Source organism: Erwinia papayae, assembly GCF_058241465.1.
Window position 1 is genome coordinate 861,973 of the sequence record NZ_JBZCHT010000013.1, and the last position, 12,855, is coordinate 874,827.

13 protein-coding genes and 2 pseudogenes are annotated in these 12,855 nt (G+C 50.2%); 7 read left to right on the top strand and 8 right to left on the bottom strand.

Annotation, left to right across the window (positions count from 1 at the left end; translation table 11 throughout):
- The first annotated feature begins 68 nt into the window (after positions 1-68).
- Positions 69-431: a YibL family ribosome-associated protein gene (locus AC3RPL_RS20050; RefSeq protein ID WP_490741312.1), complete on the top strand. Its 363-nt coding sequence runs from the start codon at positions 69-71 to the stop codon at positions 429-431.
- 194 nt (positions 432-625) lie between these two features.
- Here the strand turns inward: AC3RPL_RS20050 and AC3RPL_RS20055 are convergent, their stop codons facing one another.
- Entirely contained in the window at positions 626-979 is a 354-nt protein-coding gene (locus tag AC3RPL_RS20055; protein ID WP_490741313.1) for a hypothetical protein, read from the bottom strand.
- Between the two features lie 346 nt (positions 980-1,325).
- Here AC3RPL_RS20055 and AC3RPL_RS20060 point away from each other — a divergent pair.
- A pseudogene (locus tag AC3RPL_RS20060) lies at positions 1,326-1,530 on the top strand (IS4 family transposase); the annotation flags it as partial.
- A 287-nt stretch (positions 1,531-1,817) separates the two neighbouring features.
- Here the strand turns inward: AC3RPL_RS20060 and AC3RPL_RS20065 are convergent.
- The 3 genes from AC3RPL_RS20065 to AC3RPL_RS20075 are packed head-to-tail and all read right to left on the bottom strand — an operon-like array spanning position 1,818 to position 5,410.
- The gene (locus tag AC3RPL_RS20065) at positions 1,818-2,885 is read right to left on the bottom strand and encodes a sugar ABC transporter substrate-binding protein (protein ID WP_490741314.1); all 1,068 of its coding nucleotides are present in this window, start codon (positions 2,883-2,885) and stop codon (positions 1,818-1,820) included.
- A gap of 33 nt (positions 2,886-2,918) precedes the next feature.
- On the bottom strand, positions 2,919-3,908 hold the full coding sequence (locus AC3RPL_RS20070) for an ABC transporter permease (RefSeq protein WP_490741315.1): 990 nt from the start codon (positions 3,906-3,908) through the stop codon (positions 2,919-2,921).
- Positions 3,905-5,410, bottom strand: a complete 1,506-nt coding sequence (locus AC3RPL_RS20075; protein WP_490741316.1) for a sugar ABC transporter ATP-binding protein — start codon at positions 5,408-5,410, stop codon at positions 3,905-3,907. The genes AC3RPL_RS20070 and AC3RPL_RS20075 overlap by 4 nt, the downstream gene beginning before the upstream one ends.
- A 372-nt stretch (positions 5,411-5,782) precedes the next feature.
- Here AC3RPL_RS20075 and AC3RPL_RS20080 point away from each other — a divergent pair.
- The 4 genes and pseudogenes from AC3RPL_RS20080 to AC3RPL_RS20095 form a co-directional block, all read left to right on the top strand.
- Positions 5,783-5,911: pseudogene (locus tag AC3RPL_RS20080) on the top strand (AbrB/MazE/SpoVT family DNA-binding domain-containing protein); the annotation flags it as partial.
- Between the two features lie 241 nt (positions 5,912-6,152).
- Positions 6,153-6,743: a DUF8812 domain-containing protein gene (locus AC3RPL_RS20085; protein ID WP_490741317.1), complete on the top strand. Its 591-nt coding sequence runs from the start codon at positions 6,153-6,155 to the stop codon at positions 6,741-6,743.
- 123 nt (positions 6,744-6,866) lie between these two features.
- Positions 6,867-7,184, top strand: coding sequence for a lysozyme inhibitor LprI family protein (locus AC3RPL_RS20090; RefSeq protein ID WP_490742103.1), 318 nt, complete (start codon positions 6,867-6,869; stop codon positions 7,182-7,184).
- Entirely contained in the window at positions 7,165-7,296 is a 132-nt protein-coding gene (locus tag AC3RPL_RS20095) for a hypothetical protein (protein ID WP_490741318.1), read from the top strand. Before AC3RPL_RS20090 ends, AC3RPL_RS20095 begins: the two co-directional genes overlap by 20 nt.
- Positions 7,297-7,306: 10 nt before the next feature.
- Here AC3RPL_RS20095 and sodA read toward each other — a convergent pair whose 3' ends face one another.
- Positions 7,307-7,924 carry a superoxide dismutase [Mn] gene (gene sodA, locus AC3RPL_RS20100; RefSeq protein ID WP_261641908.1) on the bottom strand — a complete coding sequence of 206 codons (618 nt, stop codon included), beginning with the start codon at positions 7,922-7,924 and terminating at the stop codon, positions 7,307-7,309.
- Between the two features lie 208 nt (positions 7,925-8,132).
- On the opposite strand from sodA, the gene AC3RPL_RS20105 reads away from it, so the two are divergent.
- Positions 8,133-8,858, top strand: a complete 726-nt coding sequence (locus AC3RPL_RS20105) for a DUF421 domain-containing protein (protein ID WP_490741319.1) — start codon at positions 8,133-8,135, stop codon at positions 8,856-8,858.
- Positions 8,859-8,927: 69 nt separating this feature from the next.
- On the opposite strand, the gene AC3RPL_RS20110 is transcribed toward AC3RPL_RS20105, so the two are convergent.
- From AC3RPL_RS20110 to AC3RPL_RS20120, 3 genes are all read right to left on the bottom strand, one after another.
- Positions 8,928-9,917, bottom strand: a complete 990-nt coding sequence (locus AC3RPL_RS20110) for an acyltransferase family protein (protein WP_490741320.1) — start codon at positions 9,915-9,917, stop codon at positions 8,928-8,930.
- Between the two features lie 322 nt (positions 9,918-10,239).
- Positions 10,240-10,899 (bottom strand): DUF2931 family protein, encoded by a 660-nt coding sequence (locus AC3RPL_RS20115; protein ID WP_490741321.1) that lies wholly within the window; start codon positions 10,897-10,899, stop codon positions 10,240-10,242.
- The gene (locus AC3RPL_RS20120; protein WP_490741322.1) at positions 10,890-12,749 is read right to left on the bottom strand and encodes a type VI secretion system family protein; all 1,860 of its coding nucleotides are present in this window, start codon (positions 12,747-12,749) and stop codon (positions 10,890-10,892) included. Before AC3RPL_RS20120 ends, AC3RPL_RS20115 begins: the two co-directional genes overlap by 10 nt.
- Between the last annotated feature and the right edge of the window lie 106 nt (positions 12,750-12,855).

Consider the following 12,855-nt stretch of genomic DNA (forward strand, 5'->3'; position numbering starts at 1 on the left):
TCCGCTTTCCCTCTTCATGCCGCTTTCGTGTATCCTTGCGGCAATCAACTCCATCATGGTTAATGACAATGAAAGAACAAGTTCAGGCTGAAATCAGAGCCCTCAGCGATAAGCTGGATGCCCTGACGCGCAAAGAACCGATGCTGCTGGAATCCGGCGATGCCGAAAAGCTGGGTGAGCTGCTGAAAGAAAAAGAAAAGCTGGTTAATGAGTTAGAACGCTTACGCGGCGTACGTGAAGAGAAGCTGAGTAAAGAAGCGCAGAAGCTGAAACAGATGCCGTTCAGCCGAGCCATCACTAAAAAAGAACAGGCCAATATGGGCGCGCTGAAGAAAAGCGTCAGGGGTCTGGTGGTGGTGCATCCGATGACCGCGCTGGGTCGTGAGATGGGTCTGAAAGAGATGACCGGTTTCGCCAAAAGAGCTTTTTAATCTGTGCCTTAACGCCACAAAACATGCCCGCCATCGCGCTAAGGGGATCCCCAGTAACGAGCGGGTAAAACAAGACAGGTACAGAAATACGTGATCTACTGATTGTTCCACCAATTCAATAAGATCACCTCTGTGCCTGTGAGTTTAAAATCTGTTTTCTTTGTAATATTTTATTCTTGCATCATAGTGCTTTATTAAACAAATGTTGTATGCCAGAACATACCCATGATTGCCCTTTTCATAGCCAGATGATTCGACCTGACACTCACTTTCAATGTAATCATCCCAGTTTTTTTTGCACTTTCTGATAAATTCATCAATTCGTTTTTATTATAAGGCCGTTCTTCCTTAGTATTTATAGATTTTAAATATAAATAAAATTCATTTGTATATTTAATTTTCATTGATTGAGATAATTCAATAAAACACCCCTCCACCTCGCCTGAATGTGTAATGTTCATGCAAGGCTCAAGAATTTTTAACCCATTCCCAAATGCATTTAAACTTACCGTTCCGATTAAGAATAAAATAACCATCCTTAATTTCATTTCATATCTTCCCGAATATAATTAGTAGCTTGATGTTTTTACTTATCAAAGCTATAACACTTTTTTTATCATTAAAACCAAAAACAGGAACCATTTCAAAACTCAGAGCACCCTGATATTTCATATCAACAAACACCTCTCTGAGCGTTTTGTGCAGTTTACTCCATAAAACCGAATCCTGTTTTTTATATTTATTATAAAACTGAATTCAGCCCTGAAGGTCAGTAGTCCTTCTTTTGGCTCCAGCATAATAAAAATCCTTCCCTGTTAATTTCCGCCCATCAATGGCGTGAAAAACAGAATAGCAATCTGCATATTTTCCCACAACCGGGTCAAACGGAATTAAGTCGATCCTCTCTCAGGCAACTCTGAACTTCACAATGATATTCCACTGATATGCCGCAACATTACGTCACTGCTGACACGACAAATTTCATAGTGTCATTGCGGTTGACTGGCGCGGCTATCCTTCTCAGGCATTTCATGTTCTGCGTGCCAGCCTTATTTGCGATGGCCCTTCGATTCCTCTGATGAGCCTGACGTTTTCTTCATTTCAGCAGCAAAAGAGCCATGGCTTATCTTCAGCAGCAGAGACGAATTTAAGCCGCAAGAAATCATGTGGTTGTACAGCGGAGGGATGCAAATCGAACAGAGTTATCTCTTATCTGACGTTGGCGGAGAATATCTTGCGACACTCTCCGCTAATTTTAAAACAAACAGCACTGGATGCCGTACTTAACCACCTCGCCAAAACTATCGAAACGGGGTGTGGTTTTATTAGCGCTGATTTAATGGGGATCCCTCAGCGCCATCGCGGGCATTTTTATCGCTGCCAACCTTATTTCTTCGCGTATTTTGCTTCCAGCGTGGCGAACCACGGTGCGATAAAGTCGCTGGACTCACCCCAGCCCGGAATGATTTTGTTCAGGCTGGCAACATTAACCGGTTTGGACTGCCCGGCCAGCTGCGCCTGAGAAATTGCTGCGGCCTTAAACTGATACGTCGCTGGCGTGGTGACGCCTGCAATCTTGTTGGCCACCAGACGCATGTTGATGGCGCCGATGAGCTTGCTGTCCACCGCCACAGTCTGTTTCCAGGGACTGTTTTTCTGCTGCATCAACTGCAAATCCTGATTGGAAACATCAATGCTGTAGAGTTTGATCTCAGTACGGCCATTCTCCTGCAAGGCTTTATATGCGCCCTGGGCAAAAGCATCCCAGGCACCCCAGATAGCATCGATCTGACCTTTAGGATATTTCGCCAGAATTGCGCCGATCTTATTAGCGGTATCGCCCTGCACGTCTGAAGAGACAGCGCCAATCGATTCCAGCTGATGAATGCCGGGATTGGCCTTCAGTACTTTTTCATACACTACCTGGCGACGTTCCATTGCCGGGAAGCCCGCCACCCACAGTTTGACAATATTTGCCTTGCCGTTGCTGTCGTGTAACAGCTGATCAAGCGACAGCTGGGCCAGTGAGGCGTCATCCTGCGCGGTGACGGTCACCCCGGCAACCGGCTGGTTAACGGGCGTATCGAACACCGAAACTTTAATACCCGCATCGGCAATGCGCTTCACCAGCGCGGTGGAGTAGGGATCTTTGCCGTGCGACAGGATGATGCCGTCATATTTCTGACTGATGGCCTGATTCACAAAATCCTGGAAACGAGCGTCGTCGCCGTTGCTGAGAAAGGTGCTGACTTTAAAACCCAGCTTGCGCCCCTGCTGGATTGCACCGGCCACGAACTGAGTGGTGTTATCGTCAGAACCCAGGTTACGGATCACCGCAATACGCACCGGCCCCTGATGATTAGCGATGGCCTCCGGCACTGCGGCCGTGTCGGCAAAGGCAGGAACGGCGGTCAGCAGGCTGATAGCCAGTAGCGATGTGGTCAGTTTTTTCATTGTTATCATACCCTGTCAGACAGTGTTGAGCGCTCAGCGGCGCTGGATGTAGGTGATAGCCAGCGCAACCGCCAGCACCAGACCTTTAATAATGTCCATCGCATAATAAGGAACAGAAAGCATCACCAGCCCGTTTTGCAATACGCCAAGAATAATCGCACCCACCAGCGTTCCCAGCGCGTTTGGCTTGCCGGAACCTGCCAGAGAAAAACCAATCCATGCGGCAGCGACGGCATCCATCAGATAGCCACCGCCTGCATTTACCTGGGAAGATCCAATGCGGGATGCCAGCAGGATACCGCCCAGCCCGGCCAGCAGCGACGCCAGTAAATAGGCCAGCACGCGATAACGATTAGTGCGAATGCCGGAGAGACGAGCCGCTTCCGGATTGCCGCCGATGGCATACATCCGTCGGCCATGTTTGGTCAGCGACAGCCCCAGCTGCGCCAGTACGGTGACCACCAGCATGATAATCACGATGGTCGGCACCTGCCCCAGTAGCGAAAAATCCGCCGGAATCGCGCCTTCAGCCATGTCGCCGCTGGGCAGCACCATGTTTTCAGTAATCGAGCCGCCAAAGCTGTACGTCATCGCCACGCCCTGAACCACGAACAGGCTGGCCAGGGTGGCTAGCATGTCGGGAATTTTCAGAATCACGATGAGAAAAGCGTTAAACAGGCCAACCAGCAAACAGAGCGCCAGCGTAATGGCAATCGCGGTGGTGGTGCCATATCCGTACCAGACGAACAGTGAGATAACCAGCGAGTTAGCCAGCGAGGCGGTGGAGCCCACCGACAGATCAAACCCGCCAATGGTCAGCGAAATCGACACGCCAACGGCGATCACCGTGACGATGGCTATCGAACGCAGGATATTGACGATGTTGGTGGGTTCCAGAAAGCTGTCCGATGCCAGACCAAATGCAGCAATCAGCGCCACTACGGTAAGCAACATTCCCCATTTGTAGAGAAATTCAAACAGCTGGTGACGCACGGCCCTACGGGTAAGTTCTTTGCCGCTCACGCAGGCGTTCCTCCGGTGGAATAAAGTAAAAGCGTCTCTTCATCAACGCTGTGTGCATCCATCTCTGTCACGATGCGCCCATCCCAGAGCACGCAAATGCGATCGCACAGGCCAACCAGTTCGGCAAATTCGCCTGAAGCATAAATCACCCCTTTTCCCTGGCGGGCCAGGCCATCAATCAGTTCAAACAGGTCCGTTTTGGCTTTGATATCAACCCCTTTGGTTGGCTCATCAAAGATCAACACGTCGGCGTCGTTGCGCAGCCATTTGCCAATCGCCACCTTTTGCTGATTACCACCAGACAGGCGGCGCAGGATCTGCGAAGGGCCAGTGGTACGCACACCCAGCCGGTTGATTACCTCTTCTGCCCAGCGCCAGGCCTGACGATGACCAAACAGGCTCCAGCGTGAAAAACTGCTGTCGGCGGTGACGCTCAGGTTCATCACCACCGGTTCGTCAATAAAGATGCCTTCTTTACGACGTTCTTCCGGGATCAGCGCCATGCGGTTTTTCACCGCCGCATGGGGCGAGGCTGGCCGCCACGACTTACCGTGCAGCTCGCCCTGAGCTATCCGGCTGTTGCTGGCACCAAACAGCGCCTTACACAGCTCAGTCTTACCCGCGCCAGCCAGACCGGCGATACCCAGAATCTCGCCTTTACGTAAGGTCAGTGAAATATTGTGCAGCAGCGCATCATCATGCAGCCCTTCCACCTTCAGCAGAGTTTCGTCGCTGAACGGCGGACGACGGGGCGGGTAAATATCTTCCAGCTGGTGTCCCAGCATTTTTTCAACAATCTGCTCGCCGGTCAGTGCAGCCATCGGGCCGGTTTCAATCAGGCGACCGTCACGCAGCACCGTCAGCTGGTCACAAACAGCCCGCAGCTCGTGGATGCGGTGAGAGATAAACACCACGCCAATTCCATTACTTTGCAGACGGCGCACCACGGTGAACAGGCGCTCACTTTCATGCTGATCCAGCGGAGCGGTAGGTTCATCAAGAATGAGGAAACGGCAGTGATGCGAAAGCGCCCGCGCCAGCAAGATCTGCTGTTTTTCGGCCAGCGTGCACTGGTCGATACGCTGGCGCACATCCAGAGCAACATCCAGCTGTGCCAGCAGCGCCCTGGCCTGCTGACGGATTTGCCGCCAGCGAAAAACCTGTCCACCTTCTGCCAGGCGATCCAGCATGATGTTTTCTGCCACGCTGAGAGAGGGCACCAGCGCCACATCCACTTCCTGCTGCACCAGATGAATACCCAGCCGTTTGGCATCACGCGGGGAGCGAATGGACACCGGTTTGCCATCCAGCAGGATCTCGCCGCTGTAGTGGTCATACGCACCGGAAAGCACCGCCATCAGGGTTGATTTACCGGCTCCGTTAGCACCGGTCAGGGCATGGACGGAGTGACCCACCAGGCTGAAGTCCACGCCGGTAAGCGCTGAAAAACCGCCAAAAGCGATGGAAATTTGACGCATCTCCAGGCGATTAATCGCAGTCATAAGCCTGTTTCTCTTACGTGATAGACAACGGAGTCACACATTTTTTATTGGAATTGTCACAATGAGCAACAAACGAAACGGCATAAGCTAACACAAAATGTTATTAGCCATCCAGACGCCCAGGCTTTTAAGCAGCTAAAGCCAGCCAGTTGGCTTGAAACAGCATAAACAGCAGGAAAAAATTTCGCACACAGGATTTATCGCGTAGCGCAAGCGGCCAAGGCTGTCACAGCAAGCGACATATTAATGATCGGATCTGGCGCAATATCCGTCAGCATTGCGGTTTTTTTATTGTTGCCCGCGTTATTCAGGATATGCTCAGGCTTGATGGTATACACAGACGGGACCTATGTTCATTAAGGATGACGGACAATGAAAACCACCCTGTTTTCCAATCATTGCAAGCTCGCCAAAGCGATTGCTCTGCCTGATAACGTTAAATACGTTGATATTGTGGCCGTTGGCCGAACCCGCATTATTTCGCCAGCGGGCGAATGCTGGATGCCAGGATTTACATTTTCCCCTCAAGAATAAATCAGTGAAGAAATAACAGACATTCAACCCTTATTGTTAATAAATTAACGCCGAAAAATTAAGACTGGTGAAAATTATTTAATGCACATAGAAAGCAGCACATTCGAGCGCACTTTTTTTACTGATATTTTCCAGAATTATAAATTTGAAAAAAGTATGAATTACATATAAAGCCCAAACAAGACCATATAAATACGGAGGTTTTAATATGGCTGGCCCGGGTGTTTCAGAAGTAACTCGTGGGTATATTACATTCAACGCTGAAGGCAATAATATTCGTGGTTCAAGATACTACAGCAGGATGGTTCATTATCCTGCTGGTGGGGTTTCCGGAGTAACAATTGGTCGCAGATATGACATGGGAAGCCGTAGTCAACAGGAAATATATAAAGACTTAACACGGGTTGGAATAAATAATTTTCAGGCGCAAACTATATCACTTGCTGCAAATCTCAGGGGAGCTCAGGCAGCCGAGTTTGTGAGAAAAAATAAGGAGGCCATTGGCGAGATAACCGAAAGGCAGCAGATCAATCTCTTTAATTATATTTATCCAACTTACGAACGCCGGGCGCAATTACTATACAATGCCAGGACAGCACATGTTCGGCATCGTTCTACCTGGACTGCGCTCCATCCTGCAATAAGAGATGTTTTGGTTGATATAGTTTATCAGGGATTCAGAGGTGAAACGGCGATGACAGCAGCGGCCACAAATAACATCGACAGCTTCATTAATTACATCAGGGAACGCCATCCCTGGTTGCACATGAACCAGCACGAAATCGAATCGGATATTTAAAATCCCACCGAGAGAGCGGCCAGAAAAAACCATGAAAAATCCGTTTATCACCGCATTATTTTTGCTGCCGCTGATGATTCACGCCTCGCATGGTGTTGCTCAATCGAAGAAAATAATCGACAAATCTGTCAGCAGACAACGGAAGAGGACGGGTATCAGGGGTTTTTAGCTTGTACCGTCAGGACCAGCGAGGAGTCAGAGAAAAAGCTTCAGTCCCGGCTGGCGATATTGAGAAAAGATCTGGATGATCTGAGCCTTAAAGCTTACCGGGCCAACTTTGAACAGGACCAGCGTGCGTGGGAATTATACAAAAAACGCCATTGTGCTTACCTCTCTACAGGTATGGAAAACCAGGCGCGTGAGGTTCAGGCAACCCTTTGCAATGTAATGGAAAATGATAAAAGGCTGGAGACATTAAAAGATGAGCCGGCATTTCCCTGATGATATTCCCAGCCAGGCTAACAGCAATCTGAAGCTGGCTATCCGGTTCAGTAATTTTTGGTTTTTCAGGGACAAAAAAACCGGTGAAGCAGGCTTCACCGGTCTGTGCTGAGAAAGGCAGATTATTTGGCTGAAGCAAAGCGCGCAGCGGCTTCGTCCCAGTTAACCACTTCCCAGAACGCCTTGATGTAGTCAGGGCGTTTGTTCTGATATTTCAGGTAGTAAGCGTGTTCCCACACGTCCAGACCGATGACCGGCGTACCGGAAGCGCCAGAAATAGCTTCACCCATCAGCGGGCTGTCCTGGTTAGCAGTAGAAACCACCGCCAGTTTGTCGCCTTTTTTGACCAGCCACGCCCAGCCAGAACCAAAACGGGTGGCTGCCGCTTTCTCAAATTCAGCTTTGAACGCGTCAACGCTGCCAAAATCTTTCTCAATGGCTGCTTTCAGATCGCCGCTCAGGGTGGTGCCGGTTTTCAGACCTTTCCAGAAAAAACTGTGGTTGGCGTGGCCACCAGCGTTGTTACGCAGCACGGTTTTCTTGTCAGCAGGCAGCGTATCCAGTTTGGTAATCAGCTCTTCCACCGGCAGGCTGGCGAACTCGGTGCCTTCCAGCGCGGCATTGGCGTTGTTGACATAGGTCTGGTGGTGTTTGGTGTGATGGATTTCCATCGTCTGCTTGTCGAAATGTGGTTCCAGTGCGTCGTAAGCGTAAGGCAGGGATGGCAGTGAATAACTCATGTTCATCATCTCCATAATGGTTGGCGGTGGCAGTGTCGCCCCGCGTAAGCAGTCGGATCATTATAGTTAAATAAACGTTTCCGGAAAGGGTAATCAATGCCTTACTTTTCCTGTGGCTTAACACCAGACATCACCCGTAGAGGGCACAGACAGCCCTGTTAACCGGGCCACTTTTAAACTCTGCTAAGCTGGTAGCTGACTTTTTTACATGGAAAGCACGCCTGTGGAATATTACGGTTTCATTCTGCTGAAATTTTTTATCGGTTTCGCCATCGTTATTACTCATCTGAACTTTTCCGGCAAGACGCAGCTGTCACAAATGACCCCGGTGGATTTTATCGGTAACTTTGTCCTCGGCGGCATCATTGGTGGCGTGATATACAGCGACACCATTCCCCTTTACCAGTACATCATTCTGCTGCTGATTGGCGTGTTGTTTATCAATATACTCAACGCCATCAGTAAGCACTTTTCCCTGTTCAGATCGATAACCATCGGCGACCCTATTCCGATTATTAAAAACGGCCATTTTTTAATGGATAACATCCTCGCCAGGCAGAATAAAATCGACATTCTTAACGTCACCTCACAGCTGCACAGCCAGGGAATTCTCTCTTTTCAGGAAGTGCGATACGCACAAATCGAGCCGGGAGGACAGGTGACCGCCATTACTGAAGGTAGCGCTATGCCGTCGGTGATTGTAATGAAAAATGGTAAGGCCCGACCCGGCGATCTGGGGCTGATTGATAAAGATGAGGCATGGCTGATGGCCGAGGTTGAACGCTGCCAGCTGAGTCAGAACGATATTTTTCTTGCCGAGTTCTGGGAGGGAAAATTGATGTTTATTCTGCAAAATGGTGACATCGTGCAGCCGTCCAGCGGAAAAATCACCCCCTCAGCCGGAGTTAAAGCAGGCCAGCGTCAGGACAGGTAACGCAGAAGCCCGCGACCGGCACTTTGCGCTGTCGCGGGGTTTCACAGCGCCTGCCGAGGCGCTGAGGGCTCAGTCAACCTGCGGCTGCCTGCTTTGCCTTTTCAGGCTGTTACGTACGGCAGGCTCAGCGTATCGGGTGATTAATAACGCCAGCAGATAAATAAAGGCTACTACCGGAATAACCATCAACATCATAATCTTATCATTTTCAATCAGATGACTGAGCTTGATCAGCGAGGCAATCATCAGGTTTTCATGAATGAGATAGAGCGCATAGCTGACATAGCCAATGGCGGTTAAAAATGATGCGGAGAGGATTTTTTCAAGGCGGGGGGAATAAAAACTGCTGATAAATAAAATAAATGCCAGTGCCAGCGGAATCAATACGGTCAGGCCGCTGGTTTTAATGTAAAAACTCGTATTAATTAATACAGCCAGCAGCGTTAACCCGTAATGATATATTTTGTCCCGCTGATGCATTCTTTCGTATACCAGACAACCAATCATAAACCATGAATAATGAATGAAACCAAACTTAGAAATAATGTCTGCCAGCGGCGCATAGCCAAGCATTTTAACCGCAGAGGATGTGGATACCGCCAGCATGGGCAAAATCAGCGCGGGAAGACAATATTTTCTGCCAATAAAGTAGTAAACAAACCCTGTCAGCAGGTAAAAGACCACTTCGACATATAACGACCAGAATGAACCTTCCAGAGAATTAAAGTTCAGGCCGCTTAACATCGAAAGCGTTTCAGGATTAAAAAATATCAATCCAGGAATCAGATTCATCAGCGTCGGGCTACCCGCCGGTCGCTCAGGAAACAGGCCTGCGGTGAGATAAATCAACACGCTGGCAACCAACATAGCCGGGAACAGTCTGAGCCATCTTTTTTTCAAAAAAGAACCATAGCTCTCTGACTTATCCAGCGTCATAAAGATGACAAAACCAGAAATCATAAAAAAAGAGCGGTACGCCAAGATACCCGAATGCGAACAGCGGGAAATCTTTAGTCGACAGAACATAGTGTAATTTTTCAGGCCATCGTGCATAAGCATGAAAACCAATGACCAGCAGGATCGCCAGGCCTCTCATTCCGTCCAGATGCTGAATTCTTGCCCGCACTGACATGCCTCGCTTATGTCAATTAATGTAAACGTTTTTTCACGTTATCATCAGGGAAATGTTAAAGCCTATAAGTCTTAATCCTAATTAAAGAAGGTACTGACGGGGAGAGGATACGACACAGCAAGCGACCAGCTGTTAACAGCGCTCAGTGGGCTCCGTTTAGGAAACGGAGAATATTGCACGTTAAGGCTAAAAATTGACCGCCGAGCCCTGAAGCATCGTAAGAAGATCCCTCAGGGCATGGGGGGTTGATTACCAATTACCGTAAGGATATTTTTTCCCTTTGATAAAATCCTCAGTCTCTTTTCCGTACTCATAGCCTCTGGAAAACCGCGTTACCCCTTTGCAAATATCTAATTTATCCCCTGACAGGGTTTTCAGAATCGACGGAGTGACGCGATAATTAGGCTCAACTCCTATGCCCTGTAGCCAGACAACCACCTTTCCTTCCGGTGCCAGACCAATTTGCACTCTGTCGTAATACGCCGTTCTTCCCCGATAATCCTTGAACTCACTCGGCCTGCGCATTTTTTCCAGATCGGGTTTAGGGATCGTCAGATGGGTTTCATACACTTTTTTATCGATAATCGAGTCCCAGCAAAAAATAATATGTCTGGGAGGTTGCTTAACATGATTCCAGTAGCCACCTGGTGCACGGTCTTTGTCATTCCACTCACCGATAACTTTAGACAGGTCGGGAGTACTGTTCAGGGTGTTAAAGCGATAAACAGTACCATCTGCATCCTGAACAACAGCGAACGTCACCACTGCTGGCAGCGCATTGGGTGTGAAAAAATCAAAAGTCCACTCTGTCGGCACATCATTTGGAGCGGCGGTGCCAGGCAAAGTTTTCCCCTGACAGGCCGCCAGTGCCAGTAATGGAAGAAGACAGGCCACACGAATTATTTCCATATTTTATTCCCCTCCATATCGTAAACCGTCCGCTGCCAGCGCTCGTCCGGCCGGTGGGTGAACGTCACCAGCTTCGCCGGTTTGACCGCTCCGCTGATAATACCCTCGCCGTCCCGCACCACGCTGTTCCAGTTGGCTGAGCAATGGATATATTTTTCGGCCAGCATCAGAATTTCTGGCGTGGTAAAGCCGGGGGCAGACTGACCACTTCTTATGGCACGGCCCATCACTATCGCTTTTTCACACAGGCTGTTCAGCTCTGGCCGGAGTGACAGATTGTCGTCTTTAGGTAAAATAGGGGAAAATTCTACTCCGGCATCCTGCGCCGCATCGAGCATCACCCGCAGCACCACCTTCGACCAGTCGTTATGCGTTGGGCGGTCAATCACCAGCGCGGCTCCGCTGCGCTTTTGCAACGTACCGTAGCGGTCAGCGGGCATTCTGTCGTCATGCCAGGTATCGGCGCTCACCTTCACCGCGCTCAGCAATGGCGCTATCGCCGGGTAGCCGTCCATCGCTTTAAGCTGTGCACAGGTCTGCCCGTAAATCCGCGTTTCCGTATCCGGGGTGGAAAGCGGCACCGTTTCAAACTCCGGCCGGGTCAGGAAGCAGGCTTCGTGCTCCTCAGGGTTGTAGCCGCCGCCAATGTCGGAGTGCGCACCGGGCAGAGCCAGCTCCGGCCACGCCGGTTTCACGCTGTTCAGCGCGAAGTTAAACCGGCATTCGTGCTGCGCGGTAATATGGAACACCTTCTCCGCCACGCCCGGACGCAGCACCAGATTCACATCCCCGCTATCGGCGCTGTGCGGGTTAAGCCCGTTAACCAGCGTCCCGATAGCGGCTACGGTATCGAATATTCCCAGAAAGCGGGTTTTACCTCCCGGCGTACCTGAGAACTCGACATCACCCAACCCGGACTTGATGGCCGCAATAATGCCGCGATCCTGACTCAATACCCGGTTAGCAAAGTGTCGCGCTGCCGCCGCGCCCCGGCTGAAGCCAAAAATATCAAACCGTAGATCTTTAATTACGCAGGCACGTGCGTCATCGTATCTGTTTAAATAACCCCGAATACCGGCAGCCAGTGCAGCGACCGCCTTATCGGTTTTTCTCACCACGCCGGTATCACCCCGGCCTGTTCCCATCCCGTAAGTGCTGTCGCCAGCCCCGTCTTCCGTACCGATACCTTCAATATAAATAGCGTACTGACCAGAACCCGTATCGGGGGTTATATCCTGTTTGTAGAGCGTATTGAGCCAGTGCACGTTACTGTAGTAGCCGGTATAGCTGCCGGCGGCGGTGCCGCTAACCCCTCTGTTCAGCCGGACACACTGCTCTAACGCAGACGTAGATTCTGCATCATTCATCCCGTAATGTTCACCGGAACAGGCGGCCTGACGGTCTGCACTGTTATGCGCATTGTTGCCGGTGCCATCAAAGAACACCCCGATGGTCAGCGTGATTTCCCGTTTTTTCTTCGCGCCCTGTGCTCGTTGTTCAGGTTCTGACTGCTGCGCTTTTTTCCTCGCAGCCTCTGCCGCCCGTCCTGCGTTGCAATCTCTCTCATAAGTGTGTGTCTCGACGGAAGGGATAAACCGGGCACGGCACGGACAGGAACTGTCCAGTGAACCCGCCCACTCCTTCAGTACCCCGCCCACCTCGTAGGTATCGCCCATCCCGCCGCACACGCGGAAACGTCCTTCATGCTTGCCGCAGGTCACCGGGTCGCCCTCCCTGACCTGCTGACGCTCGATGCCGCCGATTTCGTAGGTGTCGTCAGCTGCGCCGCAAAGAATCCGGCCACCGCAGGTGGTTTTATCCAGGTGATACAAAAAGAATCCCGTTGTCATAATCCCTCATGAATACAGTGGTTATAAAATCAGCGCATCATACCTTAATCCTGACTTAACCAAAATTTCAGGCTTCTGATTGTCGGTACAGTGCCTGGATACGGCG